This is a genomic window from Streptomyces sp. NPDC054047, assembly GCF_055585065.1.
Map to the genome: position 1 here is coordinate 190,975 of NZ_JBVJKV010000007.1, position 20,240 is coordinate 211,214.

Sequence of the window (20,240 nt, forward strand, 5' to 3'; positions counted from 1 at the left end):
ACCGCCGGTCCAAGGGGCCGGGCCCGCCGACCGGCGGGCCCGGCCCTTCCGGCGCTGTGCGTGAGGATCGGGTGCCGCTCGCGAGGAGGGGACGCGCACTGTCGCGTACCGCTCCCGCTCCCCTACAGTGCGTGACGCCCACCTCCGTCCGTGACGACCCGTGACGACGCACCGCCGTCGAACAGGAGCAGCCCCGTGGCCACCCATGCCCGCCCCGGCTCCGTCCCGAGCCCGACCCCTCCCGCTCGCCGGGTCCCCGAGCTCGATCCTGCCCTCGTCGCCGAGTGGCAGGCCGGGGGAGGGGAGCTCGTCGACCTCTTCGGCCAGGCGCGCGAACAGCTCGGCGGCATCGCCGCCGTCCGGCTCGGTCCGCGCCCGACCGTCCTGGTCACCGCCCCCGAGGCCGTGCAGCATGTGCTCGCGCTCCATCCCGGCCGGTACGTGAAGCGTTCGCACCGCGCCCGGCTGCTGATCGGCGACGGAGTCCTGGCCGCGACGGGCGAGGCATGGCAGCGCCAACGGCGGCTGCTGCAGTCCCAGTTCACCGGCCGGGGCATGCGCCGCTACGAGCAGCGCATCACCGAGGCCGCCCGGACCGCGGCGGCGCGCTGGGCCGGGTACGCACGCTCCGGGCAGGTCTTCGACGTCGGCGACGAGATGCGGCGCTTCGCCCTGGACACCATCTGGCGTTCCCTGACCGGACATCCCCTCGCGCCCGCGACGGAGCGCGAACTGGCCGCCGTGCCCGCGGTGGTGGCCGCGCTGCCCAGTCTGCCCGCCGACGGCACGGCCGCCCAGGGGGCGGTCGCCGCCGACCTGGCCAGGATCGACGCGGTGTCGAGCCTGGCCATCGCCGCCGCGCGCGACGGCGCGGCCGGACCCGACGGGCCGGGCCTGCTGCACGTCCTGCTCGATGCGGCCACGACGCGCCCCGAGTACACCGACCGGCTGATCCGCGACGAGCTGGTCACCCTGCTGGTCGCCGGGCACGAGACCACCGCATCGACCCTGACCTGGCTCTACCTCCTGCTGGACCAGAATCCGCAGGCGCGGGAGCAGGCCCTCGCCGCGGGCCCCGAGGGCTCGCCCGAGCGCCGGCAGGCCCTCCAGGCACTCGTCCACGAAGCGCTGCGGTTCTATCCGTCGGCCTGGATCCTGCCGCGCTGCGCGGTGCAGGACGACCATCTCGCCGGGTACGAGATCGAGGCGGACACCGACGTACTGGTCTGCCCCTACCTCACCCACCGGGACCCCGAACTCTGGCACGACCCGGGGCGCTTCGACCCGACGCGCTTCTCGACCCCCGGCCGGCGCCCCACCCACCCGGGAAGCTACTTCCCGTTCGGCCTCGGCCCCCGGGCCTGCCTTGGCCTGCAATTCGCCCTCCGCGAATCGACCACCCTCCTGGAACACCTGCTGCCCGCCCACACCCCCCGTTTCCACTCCATCCCGGAGAAGGCCGCCTACAGCATCACGGTCCGCCCCGACGGCCCGACACCGGCGGTGCTGGGCGGCTAGGTCCGGCGGTAGTAGGCGAACTGGGTCTCTCCGTTGTAGCCGTAGCTCTCGGGGGGCAGTTCGTGCAGGGCGACTCCGCCGCGGGTGAGGGGGCCGAGGGCGTTCGTCAGCAGTTCGTTGGCTCCGGCGATGAAGGCGGCCTTTTCCTCGGCGCTGTTCGTGCCCAGAGTGATGCTGACTTCGACGTGTGCGTCGAGACCGCCGGTCAGTGGCTTGCCCGCGACGTAGTAGCGGGTGGGCGGAACCATGTCGACGTGGACGATGGTGCGCGCGCCGGACTTGCCGAGGGCCGTGACCGCGAGCGCGGTGAGCCTCTCGGCCAGGGTGCGCTGAGTGGTGGTGGGGAGGTCGGGGTCGGTGATGGTGGCGCGGATGTAGGGCATGGCTCTCCTCGGTGCGCGTTCGGGATGCGTTCGGTGGGTGCCGGCCGCAGGCGGCGGCTGTGGGCAAGCCTGGCCGACCTGGAACGATGGATCCAACGCACCGACGTCATAGCTCTATGAGGCCGCCGCATGACCGTGAACCTTGCCCAGCTGAGGGCCTTCCTCGCCGTCGCCGAAGCAGGCGGCTTCAGCGCGGCCGCCGCCGAGTTGGGCATGAGCCAATCCGCGGTCTCGCACGCCGTGGCCTCCCTCGAACGCGAGCTGGCGGCGCCGCTGCTGGTCCGCGCCACACCGGTGCGGACCACGGCGCTGGGGGAGCGGATCCTGCCGCACGCGCGCACCGCGCTGTCGGCGGCCCGGTCCGTGGAGGAGATCGCGGCCGACGCCGCCGAGACGATGACCGGCACCGTACGGCTGGCCTGCACGCCGACCATCTGCCAGGGGCTGGTCCCGGACCTGCTCCGGCACTGGAGCGAGGAACAACCCCGGCTGACCGTCCAAGTCTTCGAAGGCGACAGCACCGAGATCGCCGCCTGGCTGGCGGACGGCGTGGCGGATGCCGCCATCCTGATCGACCCGCCCACGGGGACCGGCGTCCACCTGGCAGAGGACCACTACCGGGCCGTGCTGCCCCGGGACCACCCCTTGGGGGACGAACCGCTCGTCGACATCGGGGACTTGGCGGACGACCCGTTCCTGATATCGCCCGACAACTGCGAAGCCCGCGTCCGCACGATCCACATGCGGGCCGGGCTGCCCTTCACCCCTGCCCGCCGGGTGCGGGACCTGACGACGCTGATCGGCATGGTGCAGGCGGGCATCGGCGTGACGGTCCTGTCCGAGGCCTCCCGCTCCCTGCTCCCGTCCGACCTGGTCCTGCTGCCGCTGAAGCCGGTGATGTCCCGCAGGCTCGTACTGACCGGCCCCCATGAGCGTCCCTGGCACCCGGCGGTCCGCACGCTGGCCGAGTCGGCCGCCGTGCACCTGTCCGGACTCAGTTCTGGGCCCGCTCCAGTTCGTCCTGGTGGTGGCGCAGCCGGATGCTGACCGCTCCCGCGGTGAACAGCGCGCCGCCTATCGCCGCCGTAGCGTCGGCGCGGCCTCGATCTCGTCGGCTCGGTCGGGGGCGGTGCGCCCCCCGGGGCAGAGCCACTCCCAACGCAGAAAAAAGCCCCGGTCTCGTGAGAGACCGGGGCTTGTCGCGAGCGCTGGGCAGGCCTTGCACCTACATTTCCCCGCAGGAAGCGGGGCGTCTTTCCTTGGACGACCAACGCAGGGCCCGCTTGCAGGAGTTCCGGCTGCGGGCTCAAGATCCACTATAGCGTACGGAGCCGGGCTCGCCGACCTACGTGTGTCTCGCCGGGCGGGACATCAGGTCACTGCACGCCGTGCGGCCGGAACTGGATGCTGATGCGTCCCCCGGCGGCGCGGGTGGACTTGGGGATGGCGTGTTCCCAGGTGCGCTGGCAGGAGCCGCCCATCACGATCAGGTCGCCGTGGCCGAGCGGGCGCCGGACGGTCTCGCCGCCGTGGCGCGGGCGCAGCAGCAGGTCGCGGGGTGCTCCCACGGAGAGGATGGCGACCATCGTGTCCTCGCGGGCGCCCCGGCCGATGCGGTCGCCGTGCCAGGCTACGCTGTCGCGCCCGTCGCGGTAGTGGCACAGGCCGGCTGTCGTGAAGGCCTCGCCGAGCTCGGTGGCGTAGTGATCGGAGAGGGCTTGTCGGGCCTCGTCGAGCACGGCGTGGGGGAGTGGTTCACCGGCGCGGTAGAAGGCGAGCAGGCGCGGCACGTCCACGACCCTCTCGTACATCTGCCGGCGCTCGGCCTTCCAGGGGACGTCCGCGGCCAGCCGCTCGAACAGGACGTCGGCGCCGCTGAGCCAGCCCGGCAGGAGGTCTATCCACGCTCCGTCGCCCAGAACCGTCCGGCGGATGGTGTTCAGGGGCCCCAGGCGCACGTCGTCGCTCTGGTCGAAGAGGGATCCCTGGAGCTGGTGCGTCGCCATGCGGCCAGTGTACCCAATGATTCGAACATGCGAGCTAATTCGAATGCCGGTCACCGCGAGCCCCGGGGCGCGCGGTGACCGGCGGCCGGGGTCAGCGGGAGCGCTGCCCCGAGACCAGGCGGTAGACGAACAGGACGAGCACGGAGCCGACGATGGCGGCGATCCACGTCGACAGATGGAAGAACCCGTTGATCGAGTGGACGCCGAAGATCACCTTGCCCAGCCAGCCGCCGAGCAGCCCGCCCACGATGCCGATCAACATCGTCACCAGGCAGCCTCCCGGGTCCTTGCCAGGAGTGAGGGCCTTGGCGATGGCCCCCGCGATGAGACCGATCAGGATCCAGGCGATGATGCCCACGAGCGTGTTCCCTTCCCTTGTGTACGTGTGTGTACGTGCCGACGCTTGATCTGCTGTCCGGCACTGGGACAACTGTCCGGCCCAGGGCGCCTCACGCGGGACCAAGGTCCCCGGTCGCGGGCCAAAGGTCATTCCTCTGCCAGCCGACCGGGTGAGGTTCGCGCGGCAGATGTGAAGGGAGCGTTGCAGGCTCTCCATGTCTTCGTCGCCGTGAGCATGCCGGCAAGGGGCAGGCGAGAAGAGAAGCCGCGAGGAGGACGCTGCCGATGTTAGTTGTCGCTCTTTTGCTCCTGCCGGCCATGGGACTCCTGATGATCGCCATGGACCGCATCGAGGACGGGATGAACGGGGAAGCGTGGCCGAGAGCCGGTCGGCGGGTACGTCACCTTCGTCTCATCCACGGCGCAGGGCCCGGGGGACGTCATCGAGCGCCCGTGGCCGAGCAGCACAGCGACGCCGCCTGACGCACGAGGAAACGGCGCCGCGCCCGCTTCGGCAGAAGCGGGCGCGGCGCCGTCGCGTCATTGGTCCCCGGCTTCCGGGGGCTATCGTGCCGTCTTCTCGGCGATCTTCTGGAACTCACCCAGGTCGTAGTTGGCCAGGGTGGAGTCGAGGTTCGTGAGGGCACCGAGGCGCTCGACGAAACCCTTGGGGTCGTACTCGATCTGGAGTGTCACCCGGCTCGTGGTGTCGCTCAGGCGGTGGAAGGTCACCACACCGGCGTGGTCCACGCCCTCGATGGTGTGCCAGGCGATCCGGTTCTCGGGCACCACTTCGGTCAGTTCGGCGACGAAGTTCTTCTCCGCTCCGGGCAGTTCCAGCTGCCATGCGAAGCGACGCTCGTCCATCGGCTCGACCAGACGTACGTGGCTGAGGAAGGAGGGCCAGCGTGTCACGTCGCTCCACAGCTCCCAGGCGACGGAAACCGGCGCGTTGAGATCGACGGACTCGAGCAGGGACGCGGACATACGCACCTCTTTCTGGACGGGGAGTGGCCGCGGACTCTCCGGGCCGGTGAAGCATGGGCTCCGGTACCCCTTCGGGAACGGACCATGCAAGGACGTCACTCCGCGGGGGCGGGCGTCAGGACTTCTGGCCGCCTGAGGCAAGCTCCTTGAGGTCGACGGTCTCGCCGGGCGCGGGCTGCTCAGGACTGACCGCCTTGCCGTAGTCGCTGAAGGTGGCGGTGTTGGGCTGCTCGCCGCCGCTCGACGTGGAGCGCAGGATGTACGGCTTGCCCTCGGTGGCCACGTACAGCGTGAGGGTCTCGCCGCCGGAGGTCTTCTTCGTCAGGCGGATGGCCTCGGCGCCCCCGACGGTCGTCGTCGCGCCCTTCTTCATGCCCTTGCGTTCCGACTTGTCCTTGTCCATGGAAGCCGTGAGCGCCGTCTTGTCGCACAGGTTCTTCGTCGTGGCGTCGTCCGTGGGGGCCTTCACCCACTTGCCCGCCACCTTCGGCACGATCTTGTCGGTTCCGGGCTGGCCCTTGAGGGACGTCTCCCAGTACTTCTCGTCGCCCTTCAGATAGAAGGTGCCCTTTGTGTTGCGCACCTCCGCGGACGCGCCCTCCGACTTGATGGTGCCGTCACAGTTCTTGCGCTGGTCCACCGCCAGATCGACGGACATCGAGGAACCCGCGGACTGCTGCACGGTCCCCTTCATGCGCATCGAGTCGGCCTGCTGAGTGGCCTTGACCGCGTCGGCGGCGATCTGGTCGGCGCTCTTGCCCTCGAACGGCTTGCTCTTGTCGTCCGAGTCGTCGCCACCGCCGCACCCGGCCAGGGCCACGATCGCCGCTCCGGCCACCACGGCCGCCATGCTTCTGCTGCCCCTCACCACGTCTGCTCCTTTTCCGAGGGCGGCTGCGCCCTCCGGTCGTGCCGCGGCCGTCGGGGCCGCGGAACACCCGGTTACCCCATTGCTCCGATAGATCACCGGAAGGGTGATCTCCACTTTCTGCGCCGTTTCCGGACGGGGCGCCGACCCCCGAGCACATGACGGCCGCGCGCCTGGGACGCCGGGCGCTTATGGTGACCGAGCGGCATACGGAGACAGCCATGACGTCAGCCAAGAAGTCACACATCGACCTGGAACAGCGCCTGCTCCTGACCGGCATGGGCAGCTTCGACTGGGACCTGGACAGCGGTGAGCTCAGTCTGGACGCCAGCGCCCTGGCGGTGCTCGACCTGCGTCCCGACGAGTTCCACGGCCTGGTCACCTCCCTGCAGCGACGCGTGCCTCCCGAGGAGGCCGTGCGCATCAGCTTCGCCGTCACCGAGGCGGCCACCACGGGCGCCGATCTCTACGGCGTCTACTTCCGTGTCCGCCACCGCGACGGCACACGGCACCTCAGCCACGCCCGTGGCCGCATCCTGCGCGACGACGAGGGCCGGGCCGCGCGCGTCGTGGGAATCCTGCGGACGGCCGCGCAGGACGGGACGGAGCTCGCGGCCACCGACCCCCGGGAGGAGCGCCGCCAGGGCATCGCCCTGATGGTGCAGGGCACCACGGAAGCCCTCTCGCGGGCCGTCACGGTCGACGACGTGGTGGCCGTGCTGTCCGGCGCCAGCGGCCTCGACCGGTTCGCCGCCGACGGCCTGGTCCTGGGCCTGGTCGAGGGGGAGAACCTGAAGCTGATCGCTCTGGTGGGTCACACGATGCAGGTCCTCGACGAACTCAAGCTGCACAAGGTCGACGAATCGCTGCCGCTGGCCGAGGCCGTCCTGACCCGCCAGCCCCGCTTCGTGGGTTCACTGCCCGATCTGGGGCGGCGCTTCACCCGCCTGGGGCCCTACATCGAGGACATGGAGCTCGACTCGGCGGCGTTCTTGCCCCTGGTGGCCCAGGACCGCGCCATCGGCGGCCTCGCGCTCTTCTACCGCGGCCGCAAGGATTTCACCGACGCGGACCGGAACCTGTGCATCGGCCTTTCGGGCATCGTCGCCCAGTCGCTGCAGCGCGCCATGCTCTTCGACGAGGAACGGGACCTGGCCAAGAGCCTGCAGGCCACGATGTTGCCGCGCGGCATCCCCGCTGTGCCGGACTCCGAGGTCGCCGTGCGCTATCACGCCGCCTGGGGCGGTCGTGACGTCGGAGGCGACTTCTACGACGTCATCACCCTGCCCCGCGGACGCATCGGCGTGGTCGTGGGCGACGTACAGGGACACGACACCCACGCCGCGGCCATCATGGGGCAGCTGCGCATCGCCCTGCGGGCCTTCGCCGGCGAGGGACATCCGCCCGCGACGGTGCTCTCGCGCACCTCCCGCTTCCTGGCCGAGCTGGACACCGAGCGGTTCGCCACCTGCACCTACGCCCAGTTCGACCCCGCCACCGGCATCGTGCGCGCCGTACGGGCCGGACATCTGCCTCCTCTGGTGCGGCATGTGGACGGCCGGGTGGGCGTGCCGCGGGTGCGGGGCGGGCTGCCGCTGGGCCTCGCCACCGAGTTCGGCATGGAGGACTACCCCGAGGTGCGGCTCGACCTCGTACCGGGCGAGACCATGGTGCTGTGCACGGACGGCCTCGTGGAGGACGCCGGTCTCGATCTCGACACCGGGATCCAGAACCTCGCCGAGGTGTTGTCCGCGGGCCCCGAGTCGGCCGAGGACCTGGCCGACCACCTGTCGCGCGCGCTGTGGGAGAGATGGGGCAGCAGCGACGACGTGGCGCTCCTGGTCCTGCGCCGGCTCCCCGACCCCGGCACGCTCCAGGAGCCGCGCATCCATCGCTACGTCCACCAGGCCGACCCCGAAGGGCTCGCCGACGCGCGTGCGGCGCTGCGCGAACACCTCGCCTCGTGGGGGCTGGGGGCGGTCGCCGACGACGTCGAGGTGGCGGCGGGCGAACTCCTGGCCAACGCCCTGGTCCACACCGACGGCGGAGCCATCCTCACGCTGGAGGTGCTCACCGGCCCGCCGCGCCGTGTCCGCCTCTGGGTCAAGGACCGCTCCAGCACCCGCCCGCGCAAGAGGTCCCCGGTGGAGACCGCCACCTCCGGCCGTGGACTGCTCCTGGTGGAGGCGGTCGCGTCGCGCTGGGGAATCGAGCCACGCGGCGAGGGCAAGGCGGTCTGGTGCGACTTCGCCGCGCCGGACGCGTGAACCAGCCCGCGGCCGGCCGCGGGGCCCAGCACGCGCGTCGGCCGCTGCCCCGAGGGGGCAGCGGCCGACGCGCGCAGTGGGGTCAGGCCTTGTCCTGCATGCTGCTGCGAGCCGGGTTCGCCTGCTCCGCGGCCTTGGGGTCCTTCTCGTTCGCCTTGGCGCGCACGCCCTGCTGGATGCGCTCGCCGATGGACTTGTCGATGTTCGACCAGTACTCGAAGGCCCTGGCGAGCACGGGCTCGCTCACGCCGTTGAGCAGGTGTCCGACGACGTTGTCGACGAGGCGGTCACGTGCGGCGTCGTCCAGGACCTCGCGCACCATGGTGCCCGGCTGGCCCCAGTCGTCGTCCTCGGCGTGATCGACGTAGGCGGCGCGGGTGATGTCGCCGTCCGCGTGCCAGCTGGGCGGGGCGTAGCGGCTGGTGTCGGCCGCCGGGCCGCCCTTGGAGTTCGGTGCGTAGACCGGGTCCTGCGTCTTGTTGTACGCCATGGCCCCGTCTTTGGAGTACGTACGCAAAGGCGCGACGGGAGCGTTGACCGGCAGCTGCTGGTAGTTGCCGCCGATGCGGTGGCGGTGCGCGTCGGCGTAGGAGAACAACCGCGCGAGCAGCATCCGGTCGGGGCTCGGGCCGATGCCCGGGACCAGGTTGTTCGGCTGGAAGGCCGCCTGCTCGATCTCGGCGTGGTTGTCCGTGGGGTTGCGGTCCAGGGTCATCCTGCCGACCTCGATCAGCGGGTAGTCGCCGTGCGGCCACACCTTGGTCAGGTCGAACGGGTTGAAGCGGTAGGTGGCCGCGTCCTCGTACGGCATGACCTGCACGTGCAGCGTCCAGCTGGGGTACTCGCCGTCCCGGATGTGCTCGAAGAGATCCCGGGTGTGATAGTCCGTGTCGGCCGCGGCCATCTGGTCGGCCTCGTGCTGCGTGAAGTGCTCGATGCCCTGGTCGGTCTTGAAGTGGTACTTCACCCAGAACCGCTCGCCCTGCGCGTTGATCCACATGTAGGTGTGCGAGGTGTAGCCGTTCATGTGGCGCCAGGTGCGCGGGATGCCGCGGTCGCCCATCAGCCAGGTGACCTGGTGGGCGGACTCGGGGGACAGCGTCCAGAAGTCCCACTGCATGTCGTGGTCGCGGAGGTTGTTGTCCGCCCGGCGTTTCTGGGACCGGATGAAGTGCTGGAACTTCATCGGGTCCTTCACGAAGAAGACGGGGGTGTTGTTCCCCACCATGTCGTAGTTGCCCTCGGTGGTGTAGAACTTCACCGCGAATCCGCGCGGGTCACGCCAGGTGTCCGGGCTCCCGCGCTCGCCGGCGACGGTGGAGAAGCGGGCCACCAGGTCGGTGCGGGTGCCGGGCTGGAAGAGGGCGGCCTTCGTGTAGGCGCTGACGTCCTGGGTGACTTCGAAGTGGCCGAAGGCGCCGCTGCCCTTGGCGTGCGGCTGCCGCTCAGGGATCCGCTCCCGGTTGAACTGCGCCATCTGCTCGATCAGATAGGAGTCCTGCAGGAGGATCGGCCCACCGGCGCCGACGGTGAGCGAGTGCTCATCGCTCTCGACCGGAACGCCGGCGTCCGTGGTGGTCGCCTTACCTGTGACGTCGCTCATGGGTTACGAGTGCCTTTCGGTGGGTGGTGTTCTCTGCGCCGCAAGGGTCTGGCTCCGCGGCTGCGAAGGGCTGTCCGGGAGGACCGGTCTCTGGCGTGGCGGATTCGGCGGTCCGTCGACGTCGAGTCCATCTTGCGGCTTTTCTCCCGGTGTGGCCATTTGTTGTCGACCTCCTGGAGGGGTCTGACCCTGCCGGTACGGGTGGATCTTTCGTCGGACCCCCTCCGAGTGCCCGCCTCGGCGCCGCCGATACGTGGCGAGCCCTTCCGTTTCCTGACGCGGCACGAGGGGGCACGGCGGGCGACCGTTCAGCGGCCGCCGGGGCTGGTGAGGTTCTCGCGGACCTTGGCGATGGCGAAGCCCCAGCCCTGCTGGACGGTCGGCTTGCCCGGCACCGCGATCTCCTCGGGGTTGGTGAGGACGTCCAGGAGGACCGGCCCCGGTGTGGCGAAGGCCCGGCCGACCCCCTCGGCGAGGTCCTCGGCCCGGGTCACCCGGATGCCGGTGATGCCGAGCGCCTCGGCGACCGCGGCGAAGTCCGGGTTGTCGAGTTCGGTGCCGAACTCCGGCAGGCCCGCCTGCTCCTGCTCCAGCTTCACCATCCCGAGCCGCTGATTGTCGAAGACGACGAGCTTGATGGGCAGGCGCCGGCTGCGGATGGTCATGAGGTCGCCCAACAGCATCCCCAGACCGCCGTCGCCGCAGAAGGCGACCACCTGCCGGTCGTCGTCCAGGAGCTGCGCGCCGATGGCCTGCGGCATCGCGTTGGCCATCGAGCCGAGGTTGTACGAGCCGAGCAGACGCCGGGATCCGCGCATCTCGACGAACCGCGAGAGCCATACGGTGGCCATGCCGGTGTCCGAGGTGAACACGGCGTCGTCGGCCGCGATGGCGTCCACCGCCGCGGCCAGCGCCTCCGGGCGCACCAGGTGATCGCGGTTGTCGAAGGCGGAGCGCACCTTGCCGATCAGCCCGCGGTCGTGCCCGGGCGCGGCAAGCCGCTGCTGGCCCTCCTGCCACTTGGTGAACTTCTCGCGCGCCTCCTCCAGGTGCTTTCGCTCCGTGGTCCGCCCCAGCCGCTCCAGAAGTCCCCGCACCGTGGGGCCGACGTCGGCGGCGAGCGCCACGTCGACCGGGACACGCCGGCCGATGTGCTCGGCGACCCGGTCGACCTGAACGACCTTCTTGCCCTGGGGATACCACTCCCGGTAGGGAAAGTCGGTGCCGAGCAGCAGCAGGGTGTCGGCGTGGTCCATCGCGTGCGCGGCGGCCGGATTGCCGATCAGCCCCGTCTGGCCGACCTGGTAGGGGTTGTCGCCCTCGAACCCCTCCTTGGCCTTGAGCGTGAGCACCATGGGCGCGGCCAGCTGCTCCGCCAGGGCCAGGACGTCCTCGCGGGCGCCGCGCGCTCCGCGCCCGACCAGCATGGTGACCTTGCCGCCGTCGGAGAGGGCGGCGGCCGCCTCGTCCAGGATCGGGTCGTCGGGCCGGTTGGCGGACTGTGCGACCGAGAGCCGGGTCGGCCGGTCCTTGGGCAGTTCCTGGTCGCCGACGTCCCCGGGGACCGTGAGGACGGCCACGCCGCGGCGCCCGATCGCGCTGCGTACGGCGATCTCCAGCAGGCCGGGCATCTGCTCGGGGGAGGTGACGGTGGCCCGGAAGACGGCGACGTCACGGAAGAGGAGATCGTTGTCGACCTCCTGGAAGTAGTCGGTGCCCACCTCGGCGAGCGGCACCTGGCCGGCGATGGCCAGCACCGGGGTCCCGCTCTTGGCGGCGTCGTAAAGGCCGTTGAGCAGGTGCACCGAGCCCGGTCCCACGGTGCCCATGCACACCCCGAGGGTGTCGGTGAGCTGGGACTGGGCGCCGGCGGCGAACGCGGCGGCCTCCTCGTGGCGGCAGCCCACCCACTCGACGGACTCCGACTCGCGGATGGCGTCGGTGAAGGGGTTCAGGGCATCCCCCACCACGCCGAAGACATGGCGCACCCCGAGTTCTTCCAAGGCGTCGATCGTGACGCGGGCGACATTGCGGGTCATCGTGTTCCTCTCAAAGGGTCGGTGCGTTCGCCGTCCGGGGCCGTGGCCGTCAGACGGCGAAGGTGTCCGGATCGGCGGCCTGCCAGTCGACGGACCAGCTCTCGGGCGGCGCGGCGAGCAGTTCGCCGGGGGACAGCCACTCGTACAGCTCGGCGTAGGACCGGAAGCGGCCGTGGTCCTCGCGGCGCCGCAGCAGGTGCGGGCCCAGATCCGCGGCGTCGCGCACGCCCATCGCGGCCATGATCTGCAGCGCGCTGTGGACGGTGGCCTGCTGGTAGCGCGTGACGCGCGCGGATTTGTCGACGACGTCCAGGGCGCGGGCCCGGTGCGGATCCTGCGTGGTGACGCCGGTCGGGCAGCGGTTGGTGTGACAGCGCTGGGCCTGGATGCAGCCGACGGCGAACATCATCGCGCGGGCCGCGTTGGTGTAGTCGGCGCCCATGACCAGGCGCTTGACGATGTCGGAGCCCGTCGCCACCTTGCCGCTCGCGCCGATGCGGATGCGGTCGCGCAGTCCCGTACCCGTCAGGGCGCTGTGCACGGTGTAGAGGCCTTCGGTCAGCGGCATGCCGAGGTTGTCGGCGAATTCCAGCGGCGCCGCCCCCGTGCCGCCCTCCGCCCCGTCCACCACGATGAAGTCCGGGGTGATCCCTTCCGCCCTCATGGCTTTGCACACGGCGAGGAACTGGGCCCGGGACCCGGGGCAGAGCTTGAAGCCCACCGGCTTGCCGTCCGTCAGTTCCCGCATCCGGGCCAGGAACTGGACGAGCTCGCGCGGGGTGGAGAAGACGCGGTGGTACGGCGGCGAGACGACGGTCTCACCTTCGGGAACGCCCCGCACCGAGGCGATCTCGGCGTTGACCTTGCTGCCGGGAAGGACGCCTCCGATCCCCGGCTTCGCGCCCTGCGACAGCTTGAGCGACACGCAGCGCACGGACGGATGGGCGGCCTTCTCGGCGAACTGCTCGGCGTCGAACGCTCCGTCACGGGTGCGGCAGCCGAAGTAGCCGGTACCGATCTCCCACACGAGGTCGCCGCCGGGCCGCAGATGGTGGTCGGACAGGCCGCCCTCGCCGGTGTCGTGCGCGAACCCGCCGCGTGCCGCGCCCGTGTTCAGGGCCACGACTGCGTTGGAGGACAGCGAGCCGAAACTCATCGCCGAGACATTGAGGAGGGCCATGTCGTACGGCTGGGTGCAGTCGGGTCCGCCGACCCGGACGCGGGGCGGCTCCTCGGGCACCTTTGACGGTGCCATGGACGGCACGAGGAACTCGTAGCCGCGGGCGTCCATGTCGCGCTCGGTGCCGAACGGTTCCTCGGCGTCGACGCCCTTGGCCCGCTCGTAGACGATGCTGCGGGTGTCGCGGTCGTAGGGCCTGCCGTCGTAGTTGCGCTCCACGAAGTACTGCTGCAGCTCGGGGCGCAGCGTCTCCATGAGGAACCGCAGGTGGCCGAGCACGGGGTAGTTCCGTAGTACGGAGTGCCGCCGCTGGACCAGGTCGTACGTCCCGGTCAGCGCCAGGGCCAGGAAGGGAGCAGCGGCGAGCCACCACCACGGGGAGGCCAGGAGGGCAAGCAGCACCCCGGCCACTGCGCAGACCATCAACAGGCCCACCGTTGCGTAACGCGTCATGGGGCCCATCTGACCCGAATTCGACCGGTCACACGTACTCGGGTACATCGATCGGTGGGGTGTACATGGGATGGGCGGCGGGCTTCGGGGGGCCCGTCCGACGGCAGGAGTCCGCTATCCCAGGAACGCCGCGGTGGTCGCCACGAACTGCTCGGCGTCGTCGAGCCAGGGATAGTGCCCCGCCGACGGCTGCACCACGTACGTCGCGTCCGGGAACAGTGCCGCGAACTCGGCCACCGGCCGAGGGGGGCTGTTCACGTCGTACTCCCCGGTGAGCAGCAGGACCGGCAGCTTGTGGTGCGCGAGCCGCGCACGCGTGGTCGGCGGGTCGAAGGCGCCCTCCGCCGCGAAGCCGGCGACAGCGTCGTCGTTGGTCGGCCGACTGGCCGCACAGTGCTCCTGTGCGGCGGCGTCCCAGCGGCCGTAGAAGAAGGGGCTGATGGCGTCCCAGTCCGTGCCGGTGCCCCCGGTGATCGCCTCCAGGGCGGCGAACGCGTGCGGGAACCACGGCTCGTCCTTCCGCAGCTGTGTGACCGCACGCCGGGTCTCTCCCGGGATCGCGATGCCGACGGCCCGGGTCCCGGGGCCGATCAGGGCGAGCTTGCCGACGTGCTGCGGGTACCGGGCCGCGTACTGCGTCGCGATGTTCGCTCCGGCTGAGTGGCCGAGAAGGTCCGTCCGGGGGAGTGCGAGGTGCTCGCGCAGCGCCTCGACGTCCTCGACGAGGCGGTCGCACCGGTAGGAGGCGGGGTCCTCGGGAAGGGCGGACCGGCCGGTGCCGCGCGTGTCCAGGACGATCAGCTGCCGGTGCGCGGACAGGCCGCCGAGGTCGCCGAGGTAGCGGGAGTCCGCGGGGCCGCCGGGGACGCAGACGACCGGGTCGCCTTCTCCGTGTACGTGGTAGGCGAGCTGGGTTCCGTCGGGTGCGCGATAGGTGGGCATGCCGCAGATCCTGACAGTCATAACCAGGTTATACAACCCGGTTATGGCGGCGAGGGTGCGGAGCTGTATAACCGAGCCATGGCAGGTAGCGAGGACTCTCACCAGAACCCCGGGGCGCTGACCGAGGGGCAGGCCGAGCGGATGCTCGCCGGCATGAACGAGGTCATCCGTGCGGGCGAGGAGATGCGGAAGCTGCGCGCGGAGATGATCCAGCTGTTCGCCGGGTTCGGCTGGACGCAGGACAAGATCGCCGAGCTCGCGGACATGAGTCAGCCGGCCGTGTCCAAGCAGATGGCCAAGTCCAGGACGGGCGAGCGGCAGCCGCCGATGGAGCTCCACCTCGACCAGCGCGACCTCCCCTGGCTGGAGGGGCGCCTGTGGGGCCTTGCCGAGGAAGTCTCCGAGGCCCTGGACGACCGTGCCCACTGCGCCCGCTGCGTCAACGCCCTGGCCCGCGGGAAGAAGCGCTTCACGCCCCAGAACGTCGACGAGCTGCGGCGGCTGCTCGAAGAGGACCTGAGGCAGCATCAGGCACAGCTGCCGGGCAGCCACCGGCGCGCGTACGACGAGATCAGCCGCCGCCTCGACATCCCCGCGAAAGTCACCGCCACCGGCTCGCCCTCCGTGCGGCGCACCCTCGCCCGTGAGATCCAGCGCGATCGGCTCGGCGACGGGACCTGAGCCGGAAGCGGTCAAGATTGACCCTTGTTTCTATCACTGAATTGCACTCCGTCATGGGTCTTTCAGCTCCATAGAGTGGTGATCACAGCAGCGGCGAGGCCGCTGCGGAACCGAAGGGGACACCACCATGAGCAGCACGAACGCCGACTTCGCCGCCCTCCTCACCCGCGCCGCGGAGGCCGAGACCTCCGCCGACCCGAGCAGCGTGATGACCCTGCTGGCGGACACGGACGGGCCGGACGGCGGGTTCACCACCTACCGCTCGACGTTCTCCGAAGGGGCCGTCGGTGCTCCCGCGCACTTCCACACCAAGGCCACGGAGCTGTTCTTCGTCATCAGTGGCTCCCTCCGGGTCCTGGTGGGTGAGGAGATCACCGTCCTGAACGCCGGCGACTTCCTCGCCGTGCCTCCCCACACCCCGCACGCCTTCGCCGCGGCCCCGGGCTGCACGGCCGACGTGCTGTTCGTCTTCACCCCCGGCATGGGCCGCTTCGACTACCTGCGCCTGCTCGGCAGCGTGATGCGCGGCGAGACCGACCCGAAGAAGATCGCGGAGTCCTCCGAGCGCTACGACAACCACTACGTCGACAGCCCCGTCTGGCGCGAGGCACTCGCCGCCTCATGAAAGGACGGCGGCGTCCGGGGTGTGGGCGCCGCAGTGGACGGATTCTCCGGGGAGCTCCGGATGCAGAGGGCCCCTCCGCGTACGCGACGGGCGCCGATGGCTGGGCTCCTTCCGGGAGTCCGCGTACTGGAGCTCGCACCGCGACACCCCGTCAAAGACACCACCAGGAAACGCACTTGGCGGGTAAGTGTGGGGGGAGTGGGCGTCCCCGCCCGGTCGCGGTTGGTGATTCTGGCGGGGGCGATCCGTGGCAGGTTTCGAAAGCGGGTGCGAGTACTGGCGGTAACGTCGGCGTTCCTCTCCCTTCTTCACCGGATGTCGCTCGAACTTCTTGTTCCCTGTGAGTCGGCTGTGCCAAGGTGAGCGTCCTCGCGCCGAGGCAATGATCACGCCCGCTTTTTCTTGTCCGCTATTGCGTGCCGGTTGACCCAAAAGGTCTTTAGTCGGCCGTATGCGGGCAGTCCCGTGGCTCGTTGATCCGTTTTCCCGCCTTGGCGAGTTCCAGGTATGCACCAATCAGACGCCCGCTTTCTTGGATGGGCGCCTTTTCCCGTGTGCCGTCCTTCGACTTGGAAGGAAATGGTTCTGTGCAACCCGCCCACCCCCCACGCCCGACCCACCCCCCTCGCCCCGGTGTGAGCCCCGGAGAATCCGACATGGACCTCGCGGCCCGACTGCGAGGACGGCCGGAGAGTGAGGCGGACCGGCCCGTCGCCCTGCTGCTCGCGCGGCACTGGCAGTCGGCGTCCGACTACTCGGCCATCTGCCTTGCCACGCGCGCGAGTTCGGCCTCGATGGTCGCCACGGCAGCCTTCCACCAGGTGCTCGGGGACATGGCGCGTGGCGAGCCGGGCGGGGCCCTGCGTCCGTATCTCCTGGTGACCGTCCGGGAGACGGTCAGAGGATGGTCCGTCGACGACCGCATATCCGCCTTCATGCCCGAACTCCGCAAGCCGACCGGTGGTCGCGGCATGCGGGCGGCGACCTCCGTGACCCTCGAAAAGCGGCAACTCGCCGCGCGCTCCTTCTGGGCTCTGCCGGCAGTCGCCCAGTGCCTGCTGTGGCACACCGCGGTCGAGGCCGAGCACATATCCATACCCGCCGGTTTGTCGGGCCTGAGTGCCGATCTCGCGGCCGACTCCCTCGATCAGGCGCGTGAACAATTCCGGGCGGGCATCGTGCGCGCTCACCGGGAACTCGCGCCGACCGAGGAATGCCCCCGCTACAACCGACTCCTCGACGTCACGATGCGCCGCGGCAGCGCCTTGCTGTCCGATGTCCAGCAGCATCTGTCGGGCTGCCGCCACTGCCGTGACACGGCCGACCAACTCTCCGACATCGAGAGCGAGTTGGGCATTCTCCTCGCCGAAGCGGTCCTCGGTTGGGGCGCCCGCCGTTATCTGGAGTCGAGGCCGGGGCGCGCGGCCTTCGCGAGGGGCGGGGCAGCGGCCACCGGACGTGGAGGAAGGCGCTCGGGCGGTGGCGGACGCCATCGCCCCTCCCCGCGCACCCCCCTGCCGGGCGGCGGCCCGCCGGGGCAGGCACGCACGTACTCCAGGGCGCTGCGCACCGGAGCGGCCCTCGGGGCCGCCGCGCTGCTCGCGGCGGTGCTCATCGCCACTCTCTCGTCGGGTGACGGCGGCAGCGGCGGGTCCGTGTCCCCGACCGGCATGGCGGGAAGCCATGACGACCGACCGAGCGCGGATCCCGATGAGCCGCCCGTCGGCTCCTCCGCCCCCACCTCCGCGGGATACCCCGACAGCTCCGACCAGGGCAGGCTCCGCAATGTGGCGGCGGACCTGTGCCTCGACGTCCGGGGCCGGAAGCTGAAGCCGGGTGTCCGGACGAAGCTGGCCGAGTGTTCGGCCGAGGCGAGTCAGCAGTGGTCGTACGACGACAACGGTCTGCTGAGCAGTGTTCCCCGGCCCGACCTCTGCCTCGACTCGCACGCGGACGACGGCGTGATCGCCCTGGGCAGGTGTGCGGCACCCTCGGCGGCGCGTGGTGACGAGGTGCGCTACGACCTGACCGTGCTGGGGGAGTTGCTGCCCCGGTGGCACGAACGGCTGGCGGTCGCGCCCTCCTCCTTGCGCAAGGGCGCCGATGTCGTGGTCAAGGTCCGTGACGGGGCCGCGAAGCAGCGATGGACGCTCGGCTCCTCGACGACCGCCCCGGACACCCGGTCGATCGACGGTGGGGCCGGCCCCTCCGCGAAGAGCGGCCCTGACGCGCTGCGGCGGTACGGCGACGACTGCACCGAATCGCCGCCCTGCGAGCCGTCCTCGCCCGGAGAGCGGAAGTCCGGTCCCAAGGGCGGCGACGGGACGAAGGGCAAGGAGCGGCAGCCTTCGCCGGACTCGCCCCGGCGCGGCGAAGTCGAAAAGCGGTATGCCGAGGTCGGTTGCTGTGACGGACCCGAGCGGTTCGGCCCGAAGAACGGCCCGAAGAGCGGCCCGAAGAACGGTCCGCAGGCCGGTCCGAAGGGGCCTGGTGACCGCCTCCGTTCTCCCGCAGTACGAGGGGGAGGACGTGACGGGGTCGGGGGTGGAGCCTCCTCGCGTGAGGGGCCGACGGGTCGTGAGGCGCCTGCCGCCGAGCGGGGCCGTGGTTACGACCGCGATCACTACCGGGATGGAGGGCCGTCGTCGGTGCGGCGAGTCGAGGAGGCGGCACCCGCCTCGCGGGAATGAGGAACGGCTCGACGTTCCGGGGTCGCACGTGTGCGTACGTGAGGCTCCGGTTGGGCCAGGAAAAGGGGAGGTGTTCGCAGCGACAGGCGCGAGACACTGGGGCCGTGCTGATCATGGATGCTGTGCTGGAGACCTACCAGGCCAAGGAGTTCACTCTGTGGCCCGTCGCCGACTTCCCCCCAGACGGTCTCCTGAGCCTGTCCGGCCCCCTGACACCACGTCAGGTCGGTACGGCGATGGCGGTCCTGACCGACTACAACAAGGGGCAGCGCAAGCGCGGACAGCGCTGCGCCGAGGACCCTGCGGAGCAAATGCGCGCTCTGGTGGCGGCCGAGACCGTCGCCGCTCCCGGCGGCCTGAGGGTCCGGGACACCGCCACCGGAGTCACGGCATCGCCCGGATGCTGCTTCGGGCTGGAGAACTGGCGGGACTGGCTCGACCTGACGAAGGGCGAAGAGCCGTGGCTGGGCCACGATCCCACACCACGAACCGAGCACGTCGGAACGAGCATCCGGCTGTGGCCCGATGAGAACCGCCGGACGGGGCCCCACATCGACATCCCCCGGGCAGAGCTGCCGGAACTCCTGGAATCCGTTCGGGACAACCTCGTCGGCTTCCTGGGTTCCGTGGACCGGTGGACCGCCGCCCTCGTTCCACCGCTGCCCCCTGCCCTGCCCACGGCCCTGATGGCGCAGCTCGACGCGGGCCTGGCCGTATCCGCACCGCTGCTGCACGGGCAGACCTGAGCGGCGCCGGTGCTCCCTCGACTGTCAGTGCTTGCTGTCATCGTGTGGGCCATGAGCGAGTCGCAGGCAGGTGGGTCACCCCTGGCCGGCGCCGTACAACGCGCTGCCCGTCTCCCGGGCGAGCTGCGCGGCCCACCGGACGGTGTCCTCGCGGTCCGCCATGCCCGCGACCCCTATGACGGATGCGAGTACTCCACCGATGCGGATGTGGGCGGAGTACTCGGTGCGGACATCGCCCTCGTACCTGATTTTGTGGATGACCAGGTATGCCTCGTCGCCCAGCTCCTCCAGCGGCTCCACGGCGTACTCCTCCTGGGCCGACCCCGCCTCCATGTCGGAGGAGAAGGACGGACAGTGCCGCATGATGTCCTGTTCGACCCGCATGTGGTCGCGGGCCGAGGCCACGGGCAGCGACACGAGGCGCTGTACGGCCACCGCCTCCCCCTCGTTGCCGATCACGCGCAGGGTGTGGGCCACTGCCTCCGCGCCGCGGTAGGTGGCCGGGCCCAGCCAGGCCGGGTCCTCGTCCCCGCCGAGGCAGAACTGCCAACGCTGCCTCCGCTGTTCGTGGGTGCTCTCGAACGGCATCGCGTGCTCGTCGCCGCGCTGCAGACGACGGCCGAAGGTGGAGTCGGGCAGCAGCACCTTCTCCAACTCCTTCCCGCTGAAGACCTGTTGAGGGTGCGTGACGGTGTCACGGCCGGGCGCGGTCGCCGGCCCGGTGGGCGCGACGACCTCAGGAGCGGGGCTCTCCCGCGTACGAGAGGGCGAAGGGCGCGGGGACGCCGCCGCGGACGCGGACGCCTCGCCCTCTCCCGCCCGGCTCGCCTCGTTGCCGCAGCCCGCCAGGCCCGTGACCATCACCAAGGCCGCCGCCAGCGCCGGAGCCACTCGTCGTCCGTCCATCGTTTCC

General features: G+C 70.7%; 17 protein-coding genes. 7 read left to right on the forward strand and 10 right to left on the reverse strand.

Annotation, left to right across the window (positions count from 1 at the left end):
- Positions 1–195 precede the first annotated feature (195 nt).
- On the forward strand, positions 196–1,518 hold the full coding sequence (locus ACZ6ZP_RS25390; protein ID WP_351165771.1) for a cytochrome P450: 1,323 nt from the start codon (positions 196–198) through the stop codon (positions 1,516–1,518).
- Here the strand turns inward: ACZ6ZP_RS25390 and ACZ6ZP_RS25395 are convergent.
- Positions 1,515–1,901, reverse strand: a complete 387-nt coding sequence (locus ACZ6ZP_RS25395; protein WP_469408504.1) for a tautomerase family protein — start codon at positions 1,899–1,901, stop codon at positions 1,515–1,517. The two genes, ACZ6ZP_RS25390 and ACZ6ZP_RS25395, sit on opposite strands and share 4 nt — an antisense overlap.
- Positions 1,902–2,030: 129 nt before the next feature.
- Here ACZ6ZP_RS25395 and ACZ6ZP_RS25400 point away from each other — a divergent pair, with 129 nt between their 5' ends.
- Entirely contained in the window at positions 2,031–2,948 is a 918-nt protein-coding gene (locus ACZ6ZP_RS25400; RefSeq protein WP_469408506.1) for a LysR family transcriptional regulator, read from the forward strand.
- A gap of 329 nt (positions 2,949–3,277) precedes the next feature.
- Here ACZ6ZP_RS25400 and ACZ6ZP_RS25405 read toward each other — a convergent pair whose 3' ends face one another.
- From ACZ6ZP_RS25405 to ACZ6ZP_RS25420, 4 genes are all read right to left on the reverse strand, one after another.
- Positions 3,278–3,907, reverse strand: coding sequence for an alpha-ketoglutarate-dependent dioxygenase AlkB (locus ACZ6ZP_RS25405; protein ID WP_399981722.1), 630 nt, complete (start codon positions 3,905–3,907; stop codon positions 3,278–3,280).
- 91 nt (positions 3,908–3,998) lie between these two features.
- Positions 3,999–4,265 (reverse strand): GlsB/YeaQ/YmgE family stress response membrane protein, encoded by a 267-nt coding sequence (locus tag ACZ6ZP_RS25410; RefSeq protein ID WP_351165781.1) that lies wholly within the window; start codon positions 4,263–4,265, stop codon positions 3,999–4,001.
- A gap of 545 nt (positions 4,266–4,810) precedes the next feature.
- Entirely contained in the window at positions 4,811–5,233 is a 423-nt protein-coding gene (locus ACZ6ZP_RS25415) for an SRPBCC family protein (protein ID WP_351165783.1), read from the reverse strand.
- A 115-nt stretch (positions 5,234–5,348) separates the two neighbouring features.
- Entirely contained in the window at positions 5,349–6,101 is a 753-nt protein-coding gene (locus ACZ6ZP_RS25420) for a hypothetical protein (protein WP_361474652.1), read from the reverse strand.
- A gap of 221 nt (positions 6,102–6,322) precedes the next feature.
- Here ACZ6ZP_RS25420 and ACZ6ZP_RS25425 point away from each other — a divergent pair, with 221 nt between their 5' ends.
- A complete protein-coding gene (locus tag ACZ6ZP_RS25425; RefSeq protein ID WP_469408509.1) occupies positions 6,323–8,368 on the forward strand; it encodes a SpoIIE family protein phosphatase in 2,046 nt (681 codons plus the stop codon).
- An 82-nt stretch (positions 8,369–8,450) separates the two neighbouring features.
- Here ACZ6ZP_RS25425 and ACZ6ZP_RS25430 read toward each other — a convergent pair whose 3' ends face one another.
- The 4 genes from ACZ6ZP_RS25430 to ACZ6ZP_RS25445 form a co-directional block, all read right to left on the reverse strand.
- A complete protein-coding gene (locus ACZ6ZP_RS25430; protein ID WP_351165790.1) occupies positions 8,451–9,971 on the reverse strand; it encodes a catalase in 1,521 nt (506 codons plus the stop codon).
- 308 nt (positions 9,972–10,279) lie between these two features.
- Complete coding sequence (locus ACZ6ZP_RS25435; protein WP_469408511.1) at positions 10,280–12,010, reverse strand: thiamine pyrophosphate-dependent enzyme; 1,731 nt, start codon at positions 12,008–12,010, stop codon at positions 10,280–10,282.
- A gap of 49 nt (positions 12,011–12,059) precedes the next feature.
- Positions 12,060–13,643 carry an FMN-binding glutamate synthase family protein gene (locus tag ACZ6ZP_RS25440; protein WP_366462851.1) on the reverse strand — a complete coding sequence of 528 codons (1,584 nt, stop codon included), beginning with the start codon at positions 13,641–13,643 and terminating at the stop codon, positions 12,060–12,062.
- Between the two features lie 114 nt (positions 13,644–13,757).
- Complete coding sequence (locus ACZ6ZP_RS25445; protein WP_383821733.1) at positions 13,758–14,585, reverse strand: alpha/beta fold hydrolase; 828 nt, start codon at positions 14,583–14,585, stop codon at positions 13,758–13,760.
- 78 nt (positions 14,586–14,663) lie between these two features.
- On the opposite strand from ACZ6ZP_RS25445, the gene ACZ6ZP_RS25450 reads away from it, so the two are divergent.
- The 4 genes from ACZ6ZP_RS25450 to ACZ6ZP_RS25465 all read left to right on the forward strand — a co-directional run bounded on the left by ACZ6ZP_RS25450 (position 14,664) and on the right by ACZ6ZP_RS25465 (position 19,327).
- Positions 14,664–15,266, forward strand: coding sequence for a sigma-70 family RNA polymerase sigma factor (locus ACZ6ZP_RS25450; RefSeq protein ID WP_351165800.1), 603 nt, complete (start codon positions 14,664–14,666; stop codon positions 15,264–15,266).
- Positions 15,267–15,393: 127 nt separating this feature from the next.
- Positions 15,394–15,891 carry a cupin domain-containing protein gene (locus ACZ6ZP_RS25455; RefSeq protein ID WP_351165803.1) on the forward strand — a complete coding sequence of 166 codons (498 nt, stop codon included), beginning with the start codon at positions 15,394–15,396 and terminating at the stop codon, positions 15,889–15,891.
- A 656-nt stretch (positions 15,892–16,547) separates the two neighbouring features.
- Positions 16,548–18,581, forward strand: coding sequence for an RICIN domain-containing protein (locus tag ACZ6ZP_RS25460; RefSeq protein WP_383821737.1), 2,034 nt, complete (start codon positions 16,548–16,550; stop codon positions 18,579–18,581).
- Between the two features lie 113 nt (positions 18,582–18,694).
- A complete protein-coding gene (locus ACZ6ZP_RS25465; protein ID WP_469408674.1) occupies positions 18,695–19,327 on the forward strand; it encodes a hypothetical protein in 633 nt (210 codons plus the stop codon).
- Positions 19,328–19,402: 75 nt separating this feature from the next.
- On the opposite strand, the gene ACZ6ZP_RS25470 is transcribed toward ACZ6ZP_RS25465, so the two are convergent.
- On the reverse strand, positions 19,403–20,233 hold the full coding sequence (locus tag ACZ6ZP_RS25470; RefSeq protein ID WP_469408514.1) for a hypothetical protein: 831 nt from the start codon (positions 20,231–20,233) through the stop codon (positions 19,403–19,405).
- Positions 20,234–20,240 lie beyond the last annotated feature (7 nt).

What these genes read in the sequence shown, in the direction of transcription:
- ACZ6ZP_RS25415 (WP_351165783.1), bottom strand. Translation starts at nt 5,233, where the DNA reads ATGTCCGCGTCCCTGCTCGAGTCCGTCGATCTCAACGCGCCGGTTTCC.
- ACZ6ZP_RS25435 (WP_469408511.1), bottom strand. Translation starts at nt 12,010, where the DNA reads ATGACCCGCAATGTCGCCCGCGTCACGATCGACGCCTTGGAAGAACTC.
- ACZ6ZP_RS25395 (WP_469408504.1), bottom strand. Translation starts at nt 1,901, where the DNA reads ATGCCCTACATCCGCGCCACCATCACCGACCCCGACCTCCCCACCACC.
- ACZ6ZP_RS25405 (WP_399981722.1), bottom strand. Translation starts at nt 3,907, where the DNA reads ATGGCGACGCACCAGCTCCAGGGATCCCTCTTCGACCAGAGCGACGAC.
- ACZ6ZP_RS25430 (WP_351165790.1), bottom strand. Translation starts at nt 9,971, where the DNA reads ATGAGCGACGTCACAGGTAAGGCGACCACCACGGACGCCGGCGTTCCG.
- ACZ6ZP_RS25465 (WP_469408674.1), top strand. Translation starts at nt 18,695, where the DNA reads ATGGATGCTGTGCTGGAGACCTACCAGGCCAAGGAGTTCACTCTGTGG.
- ACZ6ZP_RS25460 (WP_383821737.1), top strand. Translation starts at nt 16,548, where the DNA reads ATGGACCTCGCGGCCCGACTGCGAGGACGGCCGGAGAGTGAGGCGGAC.
- ACZ6ZP_RS25450 (WP_351165800.1), top strand. Translation starts at nt 14,664, where the DNA reads ATGGCAGGTAGCGAGGACTCTCACCAGAACCCCGGGGCGCTGACCGAG.
- ACZ6ZP_RS25425 (WP_469408509.1), top strand. Translation starts at nt 6,323, where the DNA reads ATGACGTCAGCCAAGAAGTCACACATCGACCTGGAACAGCGCCTGCTC.
- ACZ6ZP_RS25400 (WP_469408506.1), top strand. Translation starts at nt 2,031, where the DNA reads ATGACCGTGAACCTTGCCCAGCTGAGGGCCTTCCTCGCCGTCGCCGAA.
- ACZ6ZP_RS25470 (WP_469408514.1), bottom strand. Translation starts at nt 20,233, where the DNA reads ATGGACGGACGACGAGTGGCTCCGGCGCTGGCGGCGGCCTTGGTGATG.
- ACZ6ZP_RS25440 (WP_366462851.1), bottom strand. Translation starts at nt 13,643, where the DNA reads ATGACGCGTTACGCAACGGTGGGCCTGTTGATGGTCTGCGCAGTGGCC.
- ACZ6ZP_RS25445 (WP_383821733.1), bottom strand. Translation starts at nt 14,585, where the DNA reads ATGCCCACCTATCGCGCACCCGACGGAACCCAGCTCGCCTACCACGTA.
- ACZ6ZP_RS25455 (WP_351165803.1), top strand. Translation starts at nt 15,394, where the DNA reads ATGAGCAGCACGAACGCCGACTTCGCCGCCCTCCTCACCCGCGCCGCG.